The organism is Micromonospora sp. AKA38, from assembly GCF_027925725.1.
Taxonomy (GTDB): Bacteria; Actinomycetota; Actinomycetes; order Mycobacteriales; family Micromonosporaceae; genus Micromonospora.
In genome coordinates this window covers 350,772-373,361 of the sequence record NZ_BNEI01000001.1, presented here as the reverse complement: position 1 = coordinate 373,361, position 22,590 = coordinate 350,772, and the positions used below count along the sequence as shown (strand labels likewise).

Annotated in this window: 22 protein-coding genes; 12 read left to right on the top strand and 10 right to left on the bottom strand. The window is 74.8% G+C overall.

All coding sequences use genetic code 11. The features are described from left to right. Window positions 1-76 precede the first annotated feature (76 nt). Window positions 77-910 carry a dimethylargininase gene (gene ddaH, locus TPA0908_RS01780; protein WP_281934025.1) on the bottom strand — a complete coding sequence of 278 codons (834 nt, stop codon included), beginning with the start codon at window positions 908-910 and terminating at the stop codon, window positions 77-79. Window positions 911-969: 59 nt separating this feature from the next. Here ddaH and TPA0908_RS01775 point away from each other — a divergent pair, with 59 nt between their 5' ends. Together TPA0908_RS01775 and TPA0908_RS01770 are read left to right on the top strand one after the other, a co-directional pair. Then, window positions 970-1,428, top strand: coding sequence for an Lrp/AsnC family transcriptional regulator (locus TPA0908_RS01775; protein ID WP_107156437.1), 459 nt, complete (start codon window positions 970-972; stop codon window positions 1,426-1,428). Window positions 1,429-1,483: 55 nt separating this feature from the next. Next, window positions 1,484-2,440 (top strand): zinc-binding dehydrogenase, encoded by a 957-nt coding sequence (locus TPA0908_RS01770; protein ID WP_281934022.1) that lies wholly within the window; start codon window positions 1,484-1,486, stop codon window positions 2,438-2,440. 13 nt (window positions 2,441-2,453) lie between these two features. Here TPA0908_RS01770 and TPA0908_RS01765 read toward each other — a convergent pair whose 3' ends face one another. The 3 genes from TPA0908_RS01765 to mobA form a co-directional block, all read right to left on the bottom strand. Further along, window positions 2,454-3,551, bottom strand: a complete 1,098-nt coding sequence (locus TPA0908_RS01765; protein WP_281934020.1) for a T3SS (YopN, CesT) and YbjN peptide-binding chaperone 1 — start codon at window positions 3,549-3,551, stop codon at window positions 2,454-2,456. A gap of 79 nt (window positions 3,552-3,630) precedes the next feature. After that, window positions 3,631-3,888: a DUF6457 domain-containing protein gene (locus TPA0908_RS01760; protein ID WP_281934018.1), complete on the bottom strand. Its 258-nt coding sequence runs from the start codon at window positions 3,886-3,888 to the stop codon at window positions 3,631-3,633. Beyond that, complete coding sequence (gene mobA, locus TPA0908_RS01755) at window positions 3,885-4,436, bottom strand: molybdenum cofactor guanylyltransferase (protein ID WP_374709166.1); 552 nt, start codon at window positions 4,434-4,436, stop codon at window positions 3,885-3,887. The genes TPA0908_RS01760 and mobA overlap by 4 nt, the downstream gene beginning before the upstream one ends. A gap of 165 nt (window positions 4,437-4,601) precedes the next feature. On the opposite strand from mobA, the gene fdhD reads away from it, so the two are divergent. Beyond that, window positions 4,602-5,456 carry a formate dehydrogenase accessory sulfurtransferase FdhD gene (gene fdhD, locus TPA0908_RS01750; RefSeq protein WP_281934014.1) on the top strand — a complete coding sequence of 285 codons (855 nt, stop codon included), beginning with the start codon at window positions 4,602-4,604 and terminating at the stop codon, window positions 5,454-5,456. 103 nt (window positions 5,457-5,559) lie between these two features. Here fdhD and TPA0908_RS01745 read toward each other — a convergent pair whose 3' ends face one another. Continuing rightward, the gene (locus TPA0908_RS01745; protein ID WP_281934012.1) at window positions 5,560-6,744 is read right to left on the bottom strand and encodes a DUF4192 domain-containing protein; all 1,185 of its coding nucleotides are present in this window, start codon (window positions 6,742-6,744) and stop codon (window positions 5,560-5,562) included. A 161-nt stretch (window positions 6,745-6,905) separates the two neighbouring features. On the opposite strand from TPA0908_RS01745, the gene TPA0908_RS01740 reads away from it, so the two are divergent. The 5 genes from TPA0908_RS01740 (at window position 6,906) to TPA0908_RS01720 (ending at window position 13,704) form a co-directional block, all read left to right on the top strand. Then, on the top strand, window positions 6,906-7,820 hold the full coding sequence (locus TPA0908_RS01740) for a fructosamine kinase family protein (RefSeq protein ID WP_281934011.1): 915 nt from the start codon (window positions 6,906-6,908) through the stop codon (window positions 7,818-7,820). Beyond that, a complete protein-coding gene (gene moaA / locus TPA0908_RS01735) occupies window positions 7,817-8,833 on the top strand; it encodes a GTP 3',8-cyclase MoaA (RefSeq protein ID WP_281934010.1) in 1,017 nt (338 codons plus the stop codon). The genes TPA0908_RS01740 and moaA overlap by 4 nt, the downstream gene beginning before the upstream one ends. 2 nt (window positions 8,834-8,835) lie before the next feature. Next, window positions 8,836-9,081 (top strand): MoaD/ThiS family protein, encoded by a 246-nt coding sequence (locus TPA0908_RS01730; RefSeq protein ID WP_281934008.1) that lies wholly within the window; start codon window positions 8,836-8,838, stop codon window positions 9,079-9,081. 11 nt (window positions 9,082-9,092) lie between these two features. Then, window positions 9,093-10,427, top strand: a complete 1,335-nt coding sequence (locus tag TPA0908_RS01725) for a metallophosphoesterase (RefSeq protein ID WP_281934006.1) — start codon at window positions 9,093-9,095, stop codon at window positions 10,425-10,427. A gap of 94 nt (window positions 10,428-10,521) precedes the next feature. Next, window positions 10,522-13,704, top strand: coding sequence for a UvrD-helicase domain-containing protein (locus TPA0908_RS01720; RefSeq protein WP_281934004.1), 3,183 nt, complete (start codon window positions 10,522-10,524; stop codon window positions 13,702-13,704). 62 nt (window positions 13,705-13,766) lie between these two features. Here TPA0908_RS01720 and TPA0908_RS01715 read toward each other — a convergent pair whose 3' ends face one another. Both TPA0908_RS01715 and TPA0908_RS01710 read right to left on the bottom strand, forming a co-directional pair. Continuing rightward, window positions 13,767-14,447 carry a prepilin peptidase gene (locus TPA0908_RS01715; RefSeq protein ID WP_281934002.1) on the bottom strand — a complete coding sequence of 227 codons (681 nt, stop codon included), beginning with the start codon at window positions 14,445-14,447 and terminating at the stop codon, window positions 13,767-13,769. A gap of 11 nt (window positions 14,448-14,458) precedes the next feature. Beyond that, window positions 14,459-15,574 (bottom strand): EamA family transporter, encoded by a 1,116-nt coding sequence (locus TPA0908_RS01710; RefSeq protein ID WP_281934000.1) that lies wholly within the window; start codon window positions 15,572-15,574, stop codon window positions 14,459-14,461. A gap of 84 nt (window positions 15,575-15,658) precedes the next feature. On the opposite strand from TPA0908_RS01710, the gene TPA0908_RS31685 reads away from it, so the two are divergent. Then, window positions 15,659-16,579: an LppU/SCO3897 family protein gene (locus tag TPA0908_RS31685; RefSeq protein WP_308447799.1), complete on the top strand. Its 921-nt coding sequence runs from the start codon at window positions 15,659-15,661 to the stop codon at window positions 16,577-16,579. Between the two features lie 129 nt (window positions 16,580-16,708). Continuing rightward, window positions 16,709-17,944, top strand: coding sequence for an ATP-binding protein (locus tag TPA0908_RS01700; protein WP_281933998.1), 1,236 nt, complete (start codon window positions 16,709-16,711; stop codon window positions 17,942-17,944). An 82-nt stretch (window positions 17,945-18,026) separates the two neighbouring features. Here TPA0908_RS01700 and TPA0908_RS01695 read toward each other — a convergent pair whose 3' ends face one another. Continuing rightward, a complete protein-coding gene (locus TPA0908_RS01695; protein WP_281933997.1) occupies window positions 18,027-18,572 on the bottom strand; it encodes a GNAT family N-acetyltransferase in 546 nt (181 codons plus the stop codon). Window positions 18,573-18,697: 125 nt separating this feature from the next. Between TPA0908_RS01695 and TPA0908_RS01690 the strand changes: the two genes are divergently transcribed. Continuing rightward, window positions 18,698-19,243 (top strand): DoxX family protein, encoded by a 546-nt coding sequence (locus TPA0908_RS01690; protein WP_281933995.1) that lies wholly within the window; start codon window positions 18,698-18,700, stop codon window positions 19,241-19,243. Window positions 19,244-19,446: 203 nt separating this feature from the next. Then, window positions 19,447-20,883, top strand: coding sequence for a glycosyltransferase 87 family protein (locus TPA0908_RS01685; RefSeq protein ID WP_281933992.1), 1,437 nt, complete (start codon window positions 19,447-19,449; stop codon window positions 20,881-20,883). A 9-nt stretch (window positions 20,884-20,892) separates the two neighbouring features. Here the strand turns inward: TPA0908_RS01685 and TPA0908_RS01680 are convergent, their stop codons facing one another. Both TPA0908_RS01680 and TPA0908_RS01675 read right to left on the bottom strand, forming a co-directional pair. Further along, a complete protein-coding gene (locus TPA0908_RS01680) occupies window positions 20,893-21,324 on the bottom strand; it encodes a molybdenum cofactor biosynthesis protein MoaE (protein WP_281933990.1) in 432 nt (143 codons plus the stop codon). Then, a complete protein-coding gene (locus tag TPA0908_RS01675) occupies window positions 21,321-22,577 on the bottom strand; it encodes a molybdopterin molybdotransferase MoeA (protein WP_281933988.1) in 1,257 nt (418 codons plus the stop codon). The genes TPA0908_RS01680 and TPA0908_RS01675 overlap by 4 nt, the downstream gene beginning before the upstream one ends. Window positions 22,578-22,590: the final 13 nt, after the last annotated feature.

The following is a 22,590-nucleotide window of genomic DNA, read 5'->3' as shown; positions in this document are numbered from 1 at the left end:
CCGCCCTCGCGCGTGTCCTGCTCGGGGCCGCAGCCCGGCTCGGGGCCGCAGCCCGGCTCAGTGCCGCAGCCCGGGCTCAGTGCCGCAGCTCGGCGATGCAGCACTTCACGCTGCCGCCGCCCTTCTTCAGCTCGGCCAGCTCCACCGGCACGGGGTGGTAGCCGGCCGCCTTCAGCTTGCCGGCCAGCCGGGTGGCGTCGCTGTTCAACACCACGTTGAGCCCGTCGCTGACCAGGTTCAGGCCGAACGCCAGGGCGTCCTCGTCGTCCGCGACGACCGCGTCCGGGAACAGCTGGGCCAGGACCTTCTGGCTGGCCGCGGAGAACGCGCCCGGGTAGTAGACGACGTTCCCGTCGTCGATCGAGGCGAGCGCCACGTCGAGGTGGTAGAAGCGCGGGTCGACCAGGCGCAGCGAGATCACCGGCCGACCGAGCGCCTCCTGCGCCTCGGCGTGCGCGGCCAGCTCGGTACGGAAGCCGTGGCCGGCCAGGACCAGGCCGCCGTGCGCGTCCGGCAGGTACGCGAAGTCGCCCTCACCCTCGTTGGTCTCGCTCGGCGCGATGAAGTGCCAGCCCTGCGCCTCGTAGAACGCCCGGTGGGCGGCGGCCTCGGCGGCACGCTGCTCGTGCTTGAACCGGGCGCCGTAGACGGTGCCGTCCACCACGAACGCCCCGTTCGCGGCGAAGACCATGTCCGGCAGGCCGGCCTCGGGGGTGAGCAGGTGCACGTCGTGGCCGAGCCCGAGCAACGTCTCGCGCAGCCGGTCCCACTGCTTGACCGCCAGGTCGGCGTCGACCGGCGTGGCCAGGTCCATCCACGGGTTGATCGCGTACTCGACCGCGAAGTGCTCCGGCGAGCACATGAGATATGTCCGCTTTCGCGAGACTCGCTGCTGGTTCACGGTCACCAAGAGTAGGTAGGCTGGAACTTTGGTAACAGCCACAACCATTGCTTCCCGGGGGCGGAACGTTGCAGATAGACGCGGTTGACCAACGAATCATTGCGTTGCTCGTGGCGGACGCCCGCGCCTCGTACGCCGACATCGGCGCCCGGGTGTCACTCTCCGCCCCCGCGGTCAAGCGACGGGTCGACCGGCTGCGCGCCACCGGCGTGATCCGCGGCTTCACCGCGGTCGTCGACCCGGCCGCCGTGGGATGGACCACCGAGGCGTTCGTCGAGCTGTTCTGCGCCGGCCGGACCACGCCCGCGCAGATCGGCGTCGCCGCCCGCCGGCACCCCGAGGTGGTCGGCGCCTACACCGTCTCCGGCGAGGCGGACGCGCTGGTGCACCTGCGCGCCGCCGACATCGCCCACCTGGAGGAGGCCCTGGAACGGCTGCGCGCCGAGTCGTTCGTCACCTCGTCCCGCAGCACCATCGTGCTGTCCCGACTCGTCGAGTCCCCCGGCGTCGGACCCTCCACGAGTTGACCTGAAGCCCGCTTCACGTCGTTGACTGGAACCGGCGAACGTTCCGGGAGGCGTGATGCGTGCGGTGTGGCTGCGAGAATTCGGTGGACCCGAGGTGCTGGTGCCCGGTCCGGCGCCCGACCCGGAGCCCGGTCCGGGTCAGGTGCTCGTCGAGGTGGCGCACGCGAACCTGACCTTCGTCGAGACGATGTTCCGGGCCACCGGGTTCGGCCCGTTCACCGGCGAACCGCCGCTGATCCCCGGCAACGGGGTCGGCGGCACGATCGGCGCGGTCGGCCCCGGAGTCGATCCGGCGCTGGTCGGCCGACTCGTCGTCACCGGCACCGGCGGCACCGGCGGGTACGCCGAGCGCGTCGTGGTCGACCAGCACGCGCCCATCCCCGTACCCCCCGGGTTGCCGCTGGACACGGCCGTGGCGCTGCTCGCCGACGGCCGGACCGCGCTGATGCTGGCTCGGGCGGCCGGGCTGCGGGCCGGCGACCGGGTGCTGGTGGAGGCCGCGGCCGGCGGGGTCGGCACCCTGCTGGTGCAGCTCGTCGCGCGGGCCGGCGCGACGGTGGTGGCCGCCGCCGGCGGCCCCACCAAGGTCAACCTGCTCCGCGCCGCCCCGATCGACGTGGTGGTCGACTACCGGCAGCCGGACTGGGCCGGGCGGGTACGGGCCGCCGTCGACGCGCTCGACGTGGTCTTCGACGGCGTCGGCGGCACCATCGCCCGGGAGGCGTTCGACCTGCTCGACCCGGGCGGACGGATGCTCAGCTTCGGGCTCGCCGGCGGTGCCTGGGCGGACGTCCCGGCCGACGTCGCCGCCGCCCGCGGCGTGACGCTGCTGCGCCCCCGGCCCCGACCGGACGAACTGCGCGCGCTCACCGAGGAAGCCCTCGCCATGGCCGCCGCCGGACGGCTCCGGCCACTGATCGCCCAGCGCTTCCCGCTGGAGCGCGCCGCCGAGGCACACGCCGCGATCCAGTCCCGGTCCACCGTCGGCAAGACACTGCTCGACGTACGCTGACCCGGGCTGCCGCTCAGAGGTACATGCCGGTGCGGTGCTCCTGCGGCCGGGCCGGCTTGTCACCCTCACCGAAGAAACGCTTGCCGCCGAACTCGCCGTGCAGCCGGTCGTCCAACTCGTCGGCGAGACCGGTCATCACCTGCACGGCCAGCATCAGGTGGGTGGCCTGGAAGTTGCGGCCGAAGACCGGGATGGACGCCCAGACCGTGTCGTCGGCGCAGTAGAGCCGGCCGATCGGCATCCGGTTGGTCAGCTCGGAGAGCTTCACGTAGAGGCGCTCGGTCGGCTCGACCTCGGTCAGCACCGGGGAGAAGACGTCGACAAGCGGCGGATTGTCGCGGACCCGCACGAAGACCATCGCCGAGCCGGCCCGGATGTTGATGTCACCGTCGGAGTCGACCTGCACCTGGTCGGAGTTCGACTTCAACATCGTCGAGACGACCGTGCGGACCCGCTCCTCCAGGGCCAGCACGTCGTTCTCACCCGCCTGGGCGGCCGCCGCGGCGGCCAGCGCCTCCTCCAGGTCGGCCTCCACGTCCCGGTCCGGGCCGAACTCGCTGCGGGCGGTGCCGAGCGGCTCCGCCGGCAGCGGCTCACCCTCGGCGTCGTGCACCAGATAGACCAGGAACGCGGGATGCGGGGCGCCGTAGACGTCCCGCAGCGTCCGGGAGAGCACCGCGGACAACCGGGTCGCCTCGTCGACGCCGCAGTCCAGGCCGAACTGCTCGCCGGAACCCGCCACCACGCCGGGCGGCGACCAGCCCAGCGCCACCATGTCGGCCACCGCCGCCCGGTCCAGCCGGTAACCCGCCGGCAGCGTGGCGTTGCCGACCGCCCGAGCCGACAGCGCGCCGTCCTCGCCGGCGTCCGCGCTGACCGAGTAGACGGCATCCCCGGTGCCCGAGGCGGTCGGGTCGAGCGTCACCTCCAGGTGACCACCGGCCGGCAACCCGCGCAGCCGCTCGGCCAGCGCCCGGGCGAACTCCCGCCAGGCCTCGGTCACCTTGGCCCGCAGGTCAGCCGTGGTCGGCTCGTCGAGCAGGATCGAATCGTGCTGCTCCGGCGTACCGCCGGAAGGCTTGTCGACCGGCGAGGGGTGGTCTGCCGTCATGATCGCCTCCGTCCGTTCCCGCCACCCTACCCACGGGCGGCGGGGGCCGAATCACAGCCGACCAGGATCGGACAAGTCGCTACGCCACCGGCGTCGTCCCGTCCAGCTCCACCGGCCACGACCCCGCCAGCGCGCTGAGCCGGGCCGCCACCGCGGCCGGATCCGCGCCGCGCCCCACCGCCACCCCCAGGAGGTACGCGCTGACCGGCGCACCCGGCCGCACCACCTGATGCGCCACGTCCCGGGCCACGTCCAGCACGGCCGACACCGGCACCTCGGCCGGATCCAGCTCCAACTCGGCGCAGGCCGCGGTGACCCAGTCGTCCAACACGGTCATGTCGTCCACTCCTCGGCCCGGCGTACGTCCTCGTCAGTGTCGCAGTCGAACCAGGGCGGCGGCCCGGCACCGGACCAGGCCACCTCCCGAACCGTGGCACCGGCCAGCAGGCCCCGCACCGCCGCGCCGTCGACCGTGCCGCCCCGCTCCGCCGCCAGCCGGTCCACCGCCGCGCGCAGCGCCGGCAGCCGCCAGACGCCGCAGAGCTGCTGCCGGCGACCGTCGCCGTCCACGTAGCAGGCCAGACCGGCGGTCGACCCGTCGAGCGCACGCCGCAGCTCCGCCATCGCGGCGACGCTGAGCAGCGGCAGGTCGGCGGCGAGCAGGGCGACCGTGGTCGTACCGGGTCGCAGCAGGGCCAGCCCGGCCGCGGTCGCCGCCACCGGACCACCGCCGGCGGGCTCCTCGCGGGTCACCCGTACCCCCGTGGGCACCGGACCGGACGGACCGACCACGATCCGCTCGTCCGCGTCGGCCACCGCGGCCAGCACCCGGTGCAACATCGGCCGGCCACCGACCGGACGGGCCGGCTTGTCCACCCCACCCATCCGGCGGGCCGCACCGCCGGCGAGCAGTACCGCCGCGTACCCGGTCACCGCCTCACCCTACCCACGGCCCGCGCCGGAACCCCGGGCCAGACGGGCGCTTCGGAGGAGAGCGGCGGGCGGGGTGCTGAGGTGCGGGTGGGGCCGGGTGCGGGAGAGGATGGCGGCATGGGACGGGCGACAGACCGGCGTGGCGTGCTACGGATCGACCTCGGGGCGGCGGACGACCGCCGGGACCGGGTGCGCCGGCAGGACACGCTGGCCGTGGAGGAGCCGCTGGAGATCCGGGTCGGACCGGCCGGCCCCGGCCGTCGCCGGCCGCTCGCGGTGACCATGCGCACGCCCGGCGACGACCTGGACCTGGCCATCGGCTTCCTGTTGACCGAGGGGCTGATCCGGTCGGCGGAGGATGTGCACACCGCGCAGCTCTGCTCCGGAGCGGAGACCCCCAACACCTACAACGTGGTCGACGTGGTGCTCTCCCCCGGCGTGCCGGAACCGGCCACCGACCCGACGCGCAACTTCTACACCACCAGTTCCTGCGGGGTGTGCGGCAAGGCGAGCATCGAGTCGGTACGCACCCGCTCCCGGTTCGCCGTGCGGGAGGACCCGCTGGAGGTCACCGCCGCACTGCTGGCCGGGCTGCCCGACCGGCTGCGTGCCGCGCAACGCACCTTCGACCGCACCGGCGGCCTGCACGCGGCCGGGCTCTTCACCGCGGACGGCGAACTGCTGGCGCTCCGCGAGGACGTGGGCCGGCACAACGCGGTGGACAAGGTGATCGGCTGGGCCGCCCGGTCGGACCGGCTGCCGCTGGCCGGTCACGTCCTGCTGGTCTCCGGCCGGGCCAGCTTCGAGCTCACCCAAAAGGCGTGGATGGCGGGGGTGCCGCTGCTCGCGGCGGTCTCCGCGCCCAGCACGCTCGCCGCCGAACTGGCCGAGGAGGCCGGGATGACGCTTGTCGGATTCCTCCGCGGCCCGACCATGAACGTCTACACCGGGGCGCAGCGCGTGCCTCGCTGAGGCGGCGGCACAGCGACCCGGCCGCGCATGGCCGGCGGCGTTCGCCGCGCTGTTCGCGGTGCCCGGCGGCCTCAGCGGCGCGGACGGCACCGCTGCCTCCGGTTCAGCGGCGCGGACGACGCCGGCGGCGGCGGAGGACCGCCGGGCCGGCGACACCCGGCCAGCCGTCCAGCTCGGACGGGGCCACGCCACGGCGGAGCGCGTCGTCGAGGAGCACCGCGAGGGAGTAGGCGGGATCCGCCGCGAGCACCCGCTCCAGGGCGACGGCGGCCAGCGCGCCGTGCCCGGACCGCCAGGCGGCGAACGCGAGCAGCGTGCCGGGGGCCGCGGTCAGTTCGGGTTCGGCCCGTCGGAGCACGTCGGTCCACAGGCTGATGTCGGTGTCCCGGCCGTCGGTGCGGGACCAGGCGTGGTCGCGCACCACGAGGTGGGTGAGGAGCACGGTCAGCCAGGCCACCTCGTCGTCGGTGAGTCGCTCACCGTGCCGCTGCCGGCGAAACGCGGCCCGTACCGCCGCCGTGCCGGCCGCCCGCACGGCCCGCGTCGCCCCGCCCCGGCCGGCCGGTCCGTCGGCGGTCCGGTCGCCCGCCGGAACGTCTGCGGGCGGGGCGGCGCCGGCCCGCGTCCCGCCGGACCGGAGACCACCGGACTCCGCACCGCCGGGCGAGGGATCACCGGACTCCGCACCGCCCGGTGAGTGGCCGTCGGGCGGCTCCCCGGTGAGTGCGGCCAGCCGGCGGCGGGCCCGCACGGTGGCCTGGCGCATGGCGAGCCGGACCGGGCCGCCGAACGGCGACACCTGGGCGGCCAGGGCGGCGCGGTCGGGCAGGGCGACCTGACCGGCGAAGACGGCCGCCGCGCTGACCCGGCTCGCGGCCGGGTCGTACGGCGTGCCCTCCACCGGGCAGCAGGTGGGCTCGTCGCAGAGGTACGACCACCAGCGACCGTCCGTCACCCGGAGCACGTCGAGGACGATCAGCCCCACGTCGTCCAGCGCCGCGCCCACCGCGTCCACCACGCCGGTGACGCGGGTGGCCGGACCGAAGCCGATGACCGTCGCGGCGTCGGCGTCCTGCCGGGCCACCACCTGCGCCAGGTGCCGGGCCGCCGGACCGGGGTCGACACCCGGCTCGGGGAGGTCGCCGCGGGCCGCGAACACCACCCGCCGGCCCCGCACCGCGACCACCACCACGCTGTCCTCCGGGTGGAAGCCGAGCAGGTAGGGCACAGCGGCGACGAGGTCGGCCGGGGAGCGGACGGAGAGACGGGGGCGCTCGGTGGAGTTCATGCCGGGAGCGTGCGGGGGGCGCCGCCGCCGCGACAGGCCCTGTAGACGACACGCCGTTCATCCACAACTACTGACCGTATCGGCCCAGGTGGGCCGCGTCCGCCACCAGTCTCGGTACGACAGGGCCGACGCCTGTCCCAGGTACCGGCTACCTTGCGCTCATGGACCTGGCGTACCTGCGGGCACACCCGGAGCACCTGCCGACCTTCCTGACCCACCAGCGGATCCGGGAGACGCCGGTCGCCGGCGGTGACATCTGTGCCGCCTCGCGACTCACGCTCGACGACGGCCACTCCGTCTTCGCGAAGACCTGGCCGGAGCGGGCGACACGGCCGGTGCCGGAGGGCTTCTTCGCCACCGAGGCGGCCGGTCTGCGGTGGCTGCGCGAGGCCGACGCGGTTCCGGTGCCGGAGGTGCTGGTCGCGCTGCCGGGGCTGCTGGCGCTGGACTGGGTGGAGCCGGGCGAGCCGGCCCCGGAGGCGGCGGAGGCGTTCGGCCACGGGCTGGCCGGGCTGCACCGGGCCGGCGCGCCCGCGTTCGGCGCGGAGTGGACCGGCTTCATCGGCGCGCTGCCGCAGGACAACACGCCCGACCGGGGGCCGTGGCCGGAGTGGTTCGCCCGGTGCCGGCTGCTGCCGTACCTTCGAATGTCGGTCGACGGGGGCGCGCTCACCGGCGCCGCGACGGCGCTTGTCGAGCAGGTCGTCGACCGGGTCGGCGAGTGGGGCGGTGACGAGCCGCCGGCTCGCCTGCACGGCGACCTCTGGCCCGGCAACCTGCTCTGGGGCGCCGACGGCCGGGTCTGGCTGGTCGACCCGGCCGCGCACGGCGGCCACCGCGAGACGGACCTGGCGCAGCTCGCGCTCTTCGGTGGTCCGCCGCAGTTCGAGCGGATCCTGTCCGCCTACCAGGAGTCCTGGCCGTTGGCCGACGGCTGGCGGGAGCGGGTGCCGCTGCACCAACTACACCTGCTGCTGGTGCACACCGCGCTGTTCGGGGCGGCGTACGCGGAGGCGGTGGTCTCCGCCGCCCGTGCCGCGCTCGGCGGCGTCCGACGCGCTACGGTCGACGGATGACCGCCCCCCGGACGACGGCAGACGGGGTCCTCACCGACCGGTTCGGCCGGGTCGCCCGGGACCTGCGGGTCTCGCTGACCGACAAGTGCAACCTGCGCTGCACCTACTGCATGCCGGCCGAGGGGCTGCCCTGGCTGGCCGGCCCGCAACTGCTCACCGACGACGAGATCGTCCGGCTGGTCGGAGTCGCGGTGCGCCGGCTCGGCGTCACCGAGGTGCGCTTCACCGGCGGTGAGCCGCTCATCCGGCCCGGCCTGCCCGGCATCGTGGCGGCCGTGGCCGCGCTGTCGCCCCGGCCGCGCATCTCGCTGACCACCAACGGCATCGGTCTGGCCCGACTCGCGCCGGCGCTGCGCGCGGCCGGGCTGGACCGGGTCAACGTCTCGCTCGACACGCTCGACCCGGCCCGGTTCGCCGCGTTGACCCGGCGCGACCGGCACGCCGACGTGCTCGCCGGGTTGGCCGGCGCGGCGGAGGCCGGGCTGACCCCCGTCAAGATCAACGCGGTGCTGATGCGCGGCGTCAACGACGACGAGGCCCCGGCACTGCTCCGGTTCGCCCTGGCGCACGGCTACGAGCTGCGGTTCATCGAGCAGATGCCGCTGGATGCCCAGCACGGCTGGGACCGGTCGACCATGGTCACCGCCGACGAGATCCTGGCCGCCCTGCGCGCCGAGTCCGCGTTGCGGCCCGACCCGACCGAGCGGGGCGCCGCGCCGGCCGAGACCTGGCTGGTGGACGACGGTCCGGCCAAGGTCGGGGTGATCGCCAGCGTGACCCGGCCATTCTGTGGCGACTGCGACCGCACCCGGCTCACCGCCGACGGTCAGGTGCGCAACTGCCTCTTCGCCACCGACGAGTCGGATCTGCGGGCCGCGCTGCGGGCCGGCGCCGACGACGAGGAGTTGGCCCGGCGCTGGCGGGCCGCGATGTGGGGCAAGCGGGCCGGGCACGGCATCGACGATCCGACCTTCCTCCAGCCGGTCCGGCCGATGTCCGCGATCGGAGGTTGACCGTGGAGTTGACCGTCCGTTATTTCGCCGGCGCACGGGCCGCCGCCGGCCGGGCCGAGGAGACCGCATCCGCCGGCCGGTCGCTGGACGAACTCCTCGACGACCTCTCCGCCCGCCACGGTGACCGACTGGCCGTGGTGCTCAAGGCGGCGAGTTTCCTGGTCGACGGCGTCGCCTGTCATGATCGTCAGGAACCGTTGCCGGCCGGGGTCACGGTGGACGTGCTGCCACCCTTCGCGGGCGGCTGAGGGAGGCCGACGTGCTGGCGATGGCGACATTCGTGGGTTTCGTCGTGCTCGTGATCGGGCTGATCCACTACTACCTGTGGCGGCGGCTGGTCCGGGACACCACCCGTCCGGGGCGTGCCCGCCGGGTCGGGGCGGCGGTGGCGGTCCTGCTCGCGCTGCTCGTGCCGGTGACCATGGCCGGCACCCAGAGCGGCTTCTACTGGCTGGCCTGGCCGGGCTACGTGTGGCTGGCCCTGATGTTCTACCTGCTGGTGCTGCTGCTGGTACTGGAGGTGCCGACCGCGGTGACGCGGCTCGTCCTGCGCCGCCGGGCCCGGTCGGTCACGTCCCCGGGGCCGGCGGCCGAACCGGCGCTGGTCGGCGCCGGCACCTCCGCCGCGGCGCCCACCGAGGCCGGCGACCCGCCGCCGACCAGCGACGCCGGTGACACCCCGCCCGGCCATCCCGGTGACACTCCGCCCGGGACGACCGGCCGACCGGTCGCCGGCGGCGCACCGGCGGACCACGACGCGTCCCGCCGGCTGCTGCTCGCGCGTGGCGCGGCGATCTTCGCCGGGCTCACCGCCGCCGGCGTCACCGGGTACGGCGTCCGCACCGCGATGGGGCCGCCCCGGCTCGACCGGGTACGCATCCCGCTGGCGAAGCTGCCGCGGAGCATGGACGGGCTGCGGATCGCCACCGTCTCCGACATCCACCTCGGGCCGCTGCGCGGCCGGGCGCACACCGAGCGCATCGTCGCCATGATCAACCGACTGGACGCCGACCTGGTGGCCGTGGTCGGCGACCTGGTCGACGGCTCGGTGGCCGAGCTGGGCCGAGCCGCCGAGCCGCTGCGTGACCTGCGCTCCCGTTACGGCAGCTTCTTCGTGACCGGCAACCACGAGTACTACTCCGGCGTGGAGGAGTGGGTCCGCGAGGTGGACCGGCTCGGCCTGCGGGTGCTGCAGAACGAACGGCAGGAGATCCGGGCCCGGGGTGGCGTGCTGGACCTGGCCGGCGTCAACGACGTGACCGCCGACGGCACCGGGCTGGCCGCGCCCGCCGACTACGCCGCCGCGCTCGGCGACCGTGACCCGAGCCGCCCGGTGGTGCTGCTGGCCCACCAGCCGGTGGCCGCGCACGAGGCGGCGAAGTTCGGCGTCGACCTCCAGCTCTCCGGGCACACCCACGGCGGTCAGATGGTGCCGTTCAACCTGGCGGTGAAGCTCCAGCAGCCGGTGGTCTCCGGTCTGGGCGAGGTGGACGGCACCAAGGTCTACGTCACCAACGGGGCCGGCTTCTGGGGGCCGCCGGTGCGGGTCGGCGCCCCGCCGCAGGTGACGCTCGTCGAGCTGCGTGCTCCCTAGCGGGTCGGGGGCGCGTCGTCCAGCACCGCATTGCTCAGGTCACGCGTACGCGTGGCGGCGGGCGGGTAGGCAAGCGGACGTGACAGGATGCGGCGTGCCTCCGTTCAGTGCCGCACCCCCCGGTGGCCTCCCGCCCTACGTCGCGGATCTGCACATCCACTCGAAGTACTCCCGCGCGTGCAGCCGTGACCTGACCCTGCCCAACCTCGGTTGGTGGGCCCGGCGCAAGGGCATCGGGGTGCTCGGCACCGGTGACTTCACCCACCCCGCCTGGTACGACCACCTGCGCGAGACGCTGCACCCGGCCGAGCCCGGCCTCTACCGGCTGTCGCCGGAGGCGGAGCGGGACATCGCCCGGCGGCTGCCACCCCGGCTGGCCAGCGAGGCGGAGGCGGACCCGGTCCGGTTCATGCTGAGCGTGGAGATCTCCACGATCTACAAGCGGGACGACCGGACCCGGAAGGTGCACCACCTGATCTACCTGCCGGACCTGGACGCGGTGGGCCGGTTCAACACCGCGCTGGGCCGGATCGGCAACCTCGGCTCGGATGGCCGGCCGATCCTCGGGCTGGACTCCCGCGACCTGCTGGAGATCACGCTGGAGGCCAGCGGAGACGGCTTCCTGGTGCCGGCGCACATCTGGACGCCCTGGTTCTCCGCGCTCGGCTCGAAGTCCGGCTTCGACGCGATCGCCGACTGCTACGCCGACCTGGCCGAGCACATCTTCGCGGTGGAGACCGGGCTGTCGTCCGACCCGGAGATGAACTGGCGGGTCGGCAGCCTGGACCGCTACCAGTTGGTGTCCAACTCGGACGCCCACTCGCCGCCGGCGCTGGCCCGGGAGGCCACCGTCCTGACCGCGGACCGCGACTACTTCGCGATCCGGGAGGCGCTGCGCACCGGGGACGGGCTGGCCGGCACCGTCGAGTTCTTTCCGGAGGAGGGCAAGTACCACGCCGACGGGCACCGGCTCTGCGGCGTGAACTGGTCGCCGGAGCGGACCCGCGAGGCGGGCGGACGCTGCCCGGAGTGCGGCAAGCCGCTGACCGTGGGTGTGCTCAGCCGCGTCGAGGCGTTGGCCGACCGGCCGGCGGGGCACCGGCCGGCGCACGCCCGCGAGGTGGCCCACCTGGTGCCGCTGGCCGAGATCCTGGGCGAGATCAACAAGGTGGGCGCCCGGTCGAAGAAGGTCGAGGGCAAGCTCAACGAGCTGGTCGCGGCGCTCGGCCCGGAGTTGGAGATCCTGACGCGTACCCCGGTGGAGGAGATCGGCCGGGTCGGCGGCGAACTGCTCGCGGAGGGCATCGGCCGGCTGCGTCGCGGCGAGGTGCGCCGGGTGCCGGGCTACGACGGCGAGTACGGCGTGATCACGCTCTTCGACCCGGCGGAGCTGGGCGCTCCGGGCGGCGGGGCCGGGCAGGAGACGCTCTTCGACGTACCCGTGCCCGCGCAGCGGCGGCCCGCGGAGCCGGCGCCGAAGCCGAAGGCCAAGCGCCCGACGGCGGCCCGGCCGGAGCCGAAGCGCAAACCGCCCGCGCCGCCGCTGGCGCCGCCGCCCTCCCCGCACGAGCCGTTCGAGCCGATGCTCGCCGGCATGGAGGAGGTCGGCACCGGCCTGCTGGACCGGCTGGACGCGATGCAGCGGGTGGCCGCCTCCGCGCCGGGTGGCCCGCTGCTGATCGTGGCCGGTCCGGGCACCGGCAAGACGCGCACGCTGACCCACCGGATCGCCTACCTCTGCGCGGAGCTGAACGTCTTCCCGGACCAGTGTCTGGCGATCACGTTCACCCGCCGGGCGGCCGAGGAGCTGCGGCACCGCCTCGACGCGCTGCTCGGGCCGGTCGCCGAGGACGTCACGGTGGGCACGTTCCACGCGCTCGGCCTGACCGTCCTGCGGGAGAACGCGGCGGCGGCCGGCCTGCCGGCGGAGTTCCGGATCGCCGACGACGCGGACCGGACGGCGGCCCGGGCGGAGGCCGGCGAGGACGACGAGCGGTACGTCGCGCTGCTGCGCAAGCGGGACCTGGTCGACCTGGACGAGCTGGTAACGTTGCCGGTGGCGATGCTGAAGGGTGACCGGAAGCTGGTCCGGGAGTACCGCGAGCGGTGGAAGTGGATCTTCGTCGACGAGTACCAGGACGTCGACGCGGTGCAGTACGAGCTGTTGCGGCTGCTCAGCCCGGCGGACGGCAACCTGTGCGCGATCGGCGACCCGGACCAGGCGATCTACTCGTTCCGGGGCGCCGACGTGGGCTACTTCCTGCGCTTCTCGCAGGACTTCACCGACGCCCGGCTGGTGCGCCTGAACCGCAACTACCGGTCCTCCGCCCCGATCCTGGCCGCCGCCGTGCAGGCCATCGCACCGTCGTCGCTGGTCCGGGGCCGACGGCTCGACCCGGCCCGGCTCGACCCGGAGGCGCCGCTGGTCGGCCGGTACGCCGCGAGCTCGGTGGCCGACGAGGCCGACTTCGTGGCCCGCACCGTCGACGAGCTGGTCGGCGGCCTGTCCCACCGGTCGCTCGATTCGGGGCGGATCGACGGGCGGGCGACCACGCTCTCCTTCTCCGACATCGCCGTGCTGTACCGCACCGACTCCCAGGCGGCGCCGATCGTGGACGCGTTGACCCGGGCGAACATCCCGGTGCAGAAGCGCTCGCACAACCGGCTGCGGGACCGTCCGGGCGTGGCGGCCATCGCCCGCGAGCTGCGGCACGCCGGCCCGGACGGCTCCCTGACCGCCCGGGTACGCGCGGCCGGCCGGCTGGTGGCCGAGCGCTTCGCGGTGCCCACGCTCGACGGTTCCGGCGCGGTACGCCCCGACGACGTCCGCAGCGCCGTGGACCTGCTCACGCCGCTGGCCCGCCGCTGCGGCGACGACCTCGGGCTCTTCCTCAGCCAGCTCGCCACCGGCGCGGAGGTGGACGCGCTCGACCCGCGCGCCGAGGCGGTCACGCTGCTCACGCTGCACGCGGCCAAGGGCCTGGAGTTCCCGGTGGTGTTCCTGGTCGGCGCCGAGGACCGCCTGCTGCCACTGCGTTGGCCGGGCACCGAGCCGGACGACGACGCCGTCGCCGAGGAACGCCGGCTCTTCTTCGTCGGCCTGACCCGGGCGCAGGACCGGCTCTACGTGAGTCACGCCGCCCGGCGTACCCGGCACGGTGCGGAGCGGGACACCCGCCCGACCCCGTTCCTCGACCCGATCGACCCGGCCCTGTTCGACCGTCTCGGCGCGGCGGAGCCGCGCCGCCCCAAGGACCACCAACTCCGCCTGATCTGAAAGGCCGGGCCCCTTCTTAACGCCTCCGGTAGAGAAGGGGCCCCTTCTCAACGACCGAGGGCTCAGGTGAGCACGGCGGCGAGCCAGGCGCCGGCCAGGATCGCCGGGCCGAACGGCAGCGGTGTGTCCCGGCGGATCCGGCCGGCGGCGAGCAGGACGAGGACGGTCACGCCGGCGAGCAGGTGTGGGAGGAGCAGCCCGAGCCGGAGCGCCGGCCAGCCGAGCCAGCCCAGGGGGAACCCGAGCGCGGCGGCCAGCTTCACGTCGCCGAAGCCGAGCCGGGCGCCGGGCAGCAGGGCGAGCAGCAGATAGCCGCCCAGGGAGAGACCGACCCCGACCAGGGCGGTCGTCAGGCGCCCCGGCTCGCCGGCCACCAGCGCGGTCGCCGGCAGGCCGAGCCCACCGCCGAGCGCCACCGCGCCGACCAGCGGGTCGGGCAGCCGCAACGCGCTCAGGTCGGTCACCGCGAGCACCAGCCCGACGGCGGCGACCAGCAGCAGCGTCGGCAACGTGCGCTCGTCCCCGCGCGCGACGGCCAGGGCGCCGTACACCACCGCCCCGACCACGGCCACGGTGCACCGCCGTGGCCCGACGGCCGGACCGCCGCACCCCACCGCCCCGACCTCGGTGAACCGGCGTGGCGCGGCGCGGCCGACACCGACGGCACGGCGGCCGATCGGCACCGCGGCCAGACCGGCCAACGCGCCGAGCACCGCCGTTCCCGCCACCGTCACCGCCGACACGGGCCGGGACGCTACCGGCCGGCGCGTCTCCGGGCCGGCCCGTCGCCGGCAGCCGGCGGGGTCCGGACCGCCCCGTCGTCGCCGGCAGCCGGCGGGGTCCGAGCCGTCCCGTCGCCGTCGGCAGCCGGCGGGGTCCGGGCCGTCCCGTCGTCGCCGGCAGCCGGCGGGGTGCGGCTCGGCCGCTCGGTGCTCACCACCACGGCGACGCCGGCCACGAGCACCGTGCCGCCGAGCAGCACCTGCGTGGTGACCGGCTCGGCGGCGAGCAGCGCGCCGAGCGCCACCGCGACCGCCGGGTTCACGTACGCGTACGTGGAGACCAGCGAGATCGGCGCGTGGGCGAGCAACCAGACGTACGCGGTGAAGGCGACCAGCGAGCCGGCCACCATCAGGTACGCCAGCGCCGCCCAGGACCGCCCGGCCACCTCGGCGGGGTCGAAGTCGGCCAGCTCGCCGCGTCCGGCCCCGATCAGCAGGAGCGCCAGCGCGCCGGCCACCATTTCGTAGACGGTCGCCACGAACGGGTCGGCGGGCATCCGGATCCGCCCGGACAGATAGGAACCGATCGACCAGCTCGCGGCGGCGGCGACCACGGTCAGCGCGCCCGCCAGCGGCACCCCGTCCACGCCGTCACGGGGCAGGACGAGCAGGACGAGCCCGACGAAGCCCAGCGCGACGCCGGCGAACGTCCACGGGCGGGGCCGGTCCCCGCCGACCGTACGCAGCACCACCACCAGCAAGGGGACAGTGGCGATCAGCAGGGCGGCGACCCCGGAGGGCACCGCGTCGCCGGGCGGGCCGGACTCGGCGAGCACCACCAGCCCATTGCCGCCGGCCAGCAGCAGCACCCCGACCAGCGCGGTCGCGCCGAGGCGACGCGGTGGCACGCGCAGCGCCCCGGGCCCGCGACGGAGCCGCAGCACGAACGCGAGCACCACGGCGGCGGCGGCGAACCGCATCGCGGCGGAGGTGAGTGGCGGCAGGGATTCGACGGCGATCCGGATGCCCAGGTAGGTCGAGCCCCACAGCAGGTAGACCAGCGCCAATGCGGTCCAGACCAGGGCGGCGCGGACCGGCGGCGCCGGGGAGCCGGCGACGTCCGTCGTACTCGGGGGGCGTGAGCTCATCGTGGGACCACGCTACGGTGACCACGGCGTCGGCGTCCCGTGTTGGTGGCCGGCCTCTCAGCACCGGCTACACAGGAGGCGTTCATGTCGAACTTCGGACCACCGGGCGGCGGCGCATCCGAGCCGTGGCGGGGACGACGCCCGGACGACGGCTACGCCCACGATCCGCACCACGACCCGGTGCCCGGCGGCCCGCAGTACGGCCCGCCCACCCCGCAGTACGGCCCGCCGCAGGAGCAGTACGGACCGCCCCAGCAGTACGGGCCACCGCCCGAGCAGTACGGCCCACCCGCCGAGCAGTACGGTCCGCCCTCGCAGTACGGGCCGCCCGACCAGCGCTTCGAGCCGGCCCCGGGTTGGCCGGACGGCCCGGGCGCCGCGCCCCGGCCCGGCTATCCGGCCGGCCCCGGCTACCCCGGCCAGGTGCCCTATCCCGGGCAGCAGCCCTACGCCGGTGGGCAGCCGTCGTACGGCGCGGGGCAGCCCCACGCCGGCGGGCCACCGCCGTACGGCGTGGGACAACAGCCCTACGACGAGCCGACGCCACCGAAGCGGGGCAGGGGCCCGTTGCTGGTGGTGGTGATCGTGCTGGCGGTGCTGCTGCTGGGCGGCGGCGGGGCGTACTGGCTGCTCGGCCGCGACGGGGACGAGCCGACGGCCGGGACGACGGCCACCACCGCGCCGGCGCCGGCGCCGACCTCGGCGGCGCCGAGCGATCCGGCGGAGGCGGCGCCCACCACGGCGGCCCCGGCCTCCTCGACCGACCCGCGGTTCGTGAAGGCGGGTCAGTGCGTCGCCAACCAGGGCGGCGGCGCCCAGCCGAAGCTGGTGATCGCCGACTGCGCCCCGAAGACGTACGAGGTGCTGCGCCGGATCGACGGCGCGACCAGCGGAAAGAAGGACGCCGAGGCCAAGTGCGGCAAGGTGGCCGGCTACACCGACTGGTACTTCTTCGACAGCGAGCTGGACACGCTCGACTTCGTGCTCTGCCTGAAGCGTCGATAGGCGCTAACCGACTCTATGGCTGTCTGGGGTGGACGCTAGACAGACCTAGATTCGACTCGACGCCGACACGCGGTAGCCGCCTCTACGCGCGTCTAGCCTGGTCACTAGACGACCGGATACTGTGCGAGCGTGGATCCGGTCCGCAACCCGTACGCTCCCGGCGCCGGTCAGCGCCCGCCCGAACTCGCCGGGCGGGGGCGGGAGCTGGACGTCTTCGACGTGGTGCTGGAACGCATCGCCCGGGGCCGGCCGGAACGCAGCCTGATGCTCACCGGCCTGCGCGGGGTCGGCAAGACGGTGCTGCTCAACACGCTCCGGTCGGAGGCGATCAACCACCTCTGGGGCACCGGCAAGATCGAGGCCCGGCCGGACCAGTCGCTGCGCCGGCCGATCGCCGCCGCGCTGCACATGGCGGTCCGCGAGCTGGCCCCCCGACACCGCGCGCCGGACCGGATCGACGGCTTCCTCGGCGTGCTCAAGGCGTTCGCGCAACGGTCCGCGCCGGCCGGGCGGGCCGGTGCGGCCCCGAAGCTGCGCGACAGGTGGCAACCGGGCATCGACGTGCCGGCCAGCAGCGGCCGGGCCGACTCGGGCGACATCGAGATCGACCTGGTCGAGCTGCTCAGCGACGCGGCAGCGGTCGCCACCGACGTGGGCACCGGCATCGCGATCTTCATCGACGAGATGCAGGACGTGGGCGCCGAGGACGTCTCCGCGCTCTGCGCCGCCTGCCACGAGCTGTCCCAGCTCGGCGCGCCGCTCATCGTGGTGGGCGCCGGGCTGCCGCACCTGCCGGCCGTGCTCAGCGCCGCCAAGTCGTACTCCGAACGGCTCTACCGCTACCAGCGGATCGACCGGCTGGACCGGATCGCCGCCGACCAGGCGCTCTGCGCGCCGGCCGAGCGGGAGGAGGTCGAGTACGAGCAGAAGGCGCTCGACCTGCTCTACGAGAAGTCCGGCGGCTACCCCTACTTCGTCCAGGCGTACGGGAAGGCGACCTGGGACCACGCGCCCCGCTCGCCGATCACCGCCGCCGACGTGCGGGTCGCCGCGCCCGAGGCGGAGGCGGAACTGGCGGTGGGCTTCTTCGGCTCCCGGTTCGAGCGGGCCACCCCGGCCGAACGGGAGTACATGCGGGCCATGGCCACGCTGGCGCTGGTGGACGGCGAGGACGGCGCCCGGGATGACATGGACGCCGCGGTGCCCACCGCGGAGATCGCCCGGTCGCTGGGCCGCAAGCCGGCCAGTCTCTCCCCGGCCCGGGACGCACTGATCAAGAAGGGGCTCATCTACTCCGGCGAGCGGGGAACGGTCGCGTTCACCGTCCCGCACTTCGGCCGCTACCTGCGCACCCAGCCGGCCTGAGCGGCGGCCGGGCCGGGCGGGTGAGCGGTGCCCACCTTGGCCACGACTGCGGGGCTCGCAAGCTCACTCCTCGCGTGGCCGGTCAGACCCGCGACCAGGGCGACGGGAAGACCACCTCACCGGCCGGCGGTGGCGGCTCCTCGCCGGTGGACGGCGGCAGCACCAGCGCCTGCCACGGCTCCCCCAGCCCGGACCACGGGCTGGTCAACCCCAACCGGTCCGCCGGGCCGAACCCGAAGCGCCGGTAGTACGCCGGGTCGCCCAGCACCACCACGAGCCGTTCCCCCAGCTCGGTGGCGGCGTCGAGCGCCGCCTGCACCACCGCCGTGCCGTGCCCGACGCGCTGCCGGTGCGGGGCCACCGCCACCGGACCGAGCGCCAGCGCCGGCCAGCCGCCGCCGTCGGCGCGTACCCGCACGCGGGTGAGCAGCGCGAAGCCCACCACCTCGCCGCCGTACTCGGCGACCATGGCCAGTTCCGGGATCCACGCGGCGCTGTGCCGCAACTCCTCGACCAGGCCGACCTCGGGCGGGGTGGTCACGTCGGGTCGGGCGAACGCGCCGGCGAGCACCCGGGCCACCGGCGCTTCGTCGGCCGGGTCCTCCGGGCGCAGTCGCAGCGTCGTCACCCGCGCGACCTTACCGAACGCAACCGGTCCATCCGCGACGGTCGCTGAAATCGATACCGGACGGACGTCGATACCTTTCGTGTGTTGCAGGGGTGACCGGCCCCCGGACGGGGTAAGACTGAACCATGAAGCCCGTGCGCTCCCTCGCCCGAGTCATGTTGAGCGGCATCTTCGTGGTCAGCGGCGCCCGCAACCTGCGCAACGCGGAACGGCTGGTGCCCGCCGCGAAGCCGGTCACCGACCGGGTCGCACCGCTGATCCAGAGCCTGCACCCGCGCATCCCGACCGACACCGAGACGCTGATCCGGGCCAACGCCGCCACCCAACTGGTCGGCGGTCTGATGCTGGCCACCGGCCGGTTCACCCGCCCGGCCGCGCTCGTCCTGGCCGGCACGCTGCTCCCGACGACCGCCGCCGGTCATCCCTTCTGGAACAACGACGACCCGGAGGCGCGCAACAACAACCAGGTCCACTTCCTGAAGAACCTCGGGCTGCTCGGTGGGCTCCTGCTCGCCGCCGCGGACACCGAGGGCAGGCCGGGCCTGCGCTGGCGCGCCGGCCACCGGATCGACCACTCACGCCGGTCGGTGAAGCGCGCGGTCCGCACCGCCCGCCGGGAGGCGAAGATCGCCGTACGCTCCGCGGCGACCGCTCGCCGGATGCCCGGCTGACCTGCATCCCCACGGCCCCCACCCCCGCAAGGCCACCAATCACCTGAACCGTCCGACACCCGTTAACGCGGTGGAAATGTCGCAAACACGTGTGGGATCGGACACGGTCGCGTAACGCGGGAGGCAACATCGTGAGGCACCGTTCTAGGCTCCATTCTGGACCTGGACGGGCACGACGACCTTGGTACGGGGGTGGCCACGCCATGCCGACGACAGTCGGTAGACGGACCAACCGCCTCCCACCGGCGCCCCGCGTCGTCCTCGGGGTCGACCAGCGGCTCGTGGTGCGCATCGGCATCGTGGCCGCCGTCTCGTACGCGGCCTGGCTCGCGATCGGGGCCTTCGGCCGGCCGTACAACTTCTTCGACATGAAGATCTACCACGGCGCGGTGCTGTGGTGGGCCAACGGCAACGAGCTGTACGACTTCGTCGCCCCCTCGACGACTCTCGGCTTCACCTATCCACCCTTCGCCGGCCTGGTCATGCTGCCGATGTCCTGGCTGCCGGTGGACGCCGCCGGCTTCGTCAACGCGCTGGCCAGCATCGCTGCGCTCGCGGTCGTGCTGGCGGCGTTGCTGCGTCCCATCGTGGACCGGCTCGGCTGGTCCCTCTGGTTCACCGTCGGCATCGCCACCCCGCTCGCCGTGGCGATCGAGCCGTCCCGCGAGACGCTCGGCTACGGCCAGGTCAACCTGCTGCTCTTCGCGCTGATCATGGCGGATCTGGTGGGCCTGCGGTGGCGCGCCAAGCGGGGCACCCACCACGAGACCGCCGAGTCGCCACTGGCCCGCTTCCTCTACAGCGGCGCCTGGGCCGGCGTCGGCATCGGGCTCGCCACCGCCGTCAAGCTCACCCCGGCGCTGTTCATCGGCTACCTGATGCTCACCCGGCAGTGGCGGGCCGCCTGGATCGCGGTCGGCACCACGATCGGGGTGACGCTCGCGACGTTCGGTGCGGTCGGCGAGGAGTCCCGCGCGTACTTCACCAGCGTGCTGTGGCAGACCGAGCGGGTCGGCGCGGCCGACATGACCGCCAACCAGTCCCTCGCTGGGCTGTTGGCCCGGCTCTACGACTCGATCGAGACGCCCGGGCTGCTCTGGCTCGCGTTCTCGGTGCTGGTGCTGGCGCTGGGGCTGTCCCGGGCGATCAGCGCCCGCACCGACGGCGACGAGCTGACCGCGTTCACGCTGGTCGGGCTCACCGCCAACGTGATCAGCCCGATCTCCTGGTCGCACCACCTGGTCTGGGTCATCCCGGCGATCGTGGTGCTGGCCGACGCCGCGGTACGCCGCCGCGAGGCCAGCCGCGGGCTGCCGCTGCGGAACAGCGGGCCGACCCCGGCGACCGGCGTGCCCGTGCTGCGCCCGCCGATCTGGTACCCGACGCTGACCGGGTTCCGGCACGCGGCCGGTGCGCTCGGCCTCTATCTCCTCTTTCTGATCTCACCGATCTGGCCGTACGAGCACCAGCTCCCCGAGGTCTCCCACTACCAGGACGGCCTGTTCGGCGCGCTGATGGAGAACTCGCTGGCCATCGCGTTGATCGTGCTGGTCGCAGCACTGCCCTGGCGTCCCGGTGCCGAGCCGGCGTTCTACCACGACCGGTGGGGCCGTACGACCCCGCTCACCGCCCGGCGCTGACCGGCCGGCTCAGGGGCAGTTCACCCACTCCTCGGTGCCGTCGTCGAAGACCTGCCGCTTCCAGATCGGCAGCCGCGCCTTCACCTCGTCGACAAGCCGGGCGCACGCCGCGAACGCCGCCGCGCGGTGCGCGGTGCTGACGGCGGCGACCAGCGCGACGTCACCGATCTCCAGTGGGCCGATCCGGTGCGAGACCGCCACCGCGTGCACCGCCGGGTCGGCGGCGATGTCGGCCGCCACCTCGCGCAGCACCGCCTCGGCGGTGGGGTGACCCTCGTACTCCAGCCGGGTGACCGTCCGCCCGTGGTCGTGGTCACGCACCACGCCCTGGAAGGAGACCACCGCACCGGCCCGCCGGTCGGCGACCGCCGCCTCGTGCGCGGCCCGGTCGAGCGGCTGGTCCGTCACCGCACCCAGCACCACCCGCGTCTCCACAGTCATGAGCGTTCTCCCGGGGTCAGGGGCAGCGGCACCAGGGGAACCCGGTCGCCGGCGGCGCCGCTGGTGCCGGGTCGGATCACCGCGAAGCCGTCCGCGCCGGCCAGCCCGCGCAGCATCGCCGAGCCGACGTGCCGCACCGGGTGCGCGGTGCCGGCGACCCGGTCCCAGCGGGCCAGCGCCAGGTGGGTGTGGTCCCCGCGCCCGGGCACCGGCTCGGCGAGGGTGACCTGCGGCAGCACCGGCATCGGCCGGCCGGTGAGACCGGCGAGCAGGGGAGCGACGAGCGAGACCAGCGCCACCACCGCGGACTGCGGATTGCCCGGCAGGCCGGCCACGAAGCGCACCCGGCCGTCGCCGTCGACCAGCCGGGCGAGCAGCATCGGGAAGCCGGGACGCACCGCCACGGTGTTGACCACGTAGTCGGCGCCGAGCGCCTCCAGCGTCGGGTGCAGGTGGTCCACCGGGCCGTGCATGGTGCCACCGGTGGTGCAGACCAGATCGGCGTTGCCGAGCGCACCGCGCAGGGCCGCGACGTGCGCGGGCAGCGTGTCGGCGACCGGCCCGACGACGTCGCCGCCCCGCACCTGGCAGCCGTAGCGGCGCAGCCAGGCCGGCACCGAGGGGCCGAGCGCGTCCCGCACCCGGCCGGCGCCGGGCGGGCCGGAGGTGAGCAGCTCGTCGCCGAAGACCAGCAGCGCGGCCCGGGGCGCGCGGCGGACCCGCAGCGTGTCGTGCCCGCAGGAGGCGGCCAGACCGATCACCGCCGGGTCCACCGGCGTGCCGGCGGGCAGCAACTCCTCCCCACGGTGCGCCTCCTCGCCCGGCTCGCGCCACTCCGGCTGCGGCCGGGGCGTGCCGGTCACCCGACCGTCCACCGTCCGGGTGGAATCCTCGATCCGGAGGATCTCGGTGGTGCCCGCCGGCACCATCGCGCCGGTGGCGATCTCCACGGTGGTGCCGTCGGCGTCCAGCGGCGACGCGGTGTGCCCGGCCAGCAGCCGGCCCACCACCCGCCACGGCCCCGGTCCACGCACCGCCCAGCCGTCCACGCTGGAAGTGGGGAACGCCGGCAGGTCGGTGCGGGTGGTCAGCGGCTCGGCCAGGGTGTGCCCGTCGGTGTCGGCCAGCGGCCGGTTGACCGCGGGGAGCGCGGCAGAGAGCCCGACCGCGTACACCCGGGAGCGGGCCTCCTCCCACCCGGCCGGCGGAGGCGTGCCCACCTCGACGGCGGCGGCTTCGGTTTCCGTGCTCATCCGGCGAGCCTAG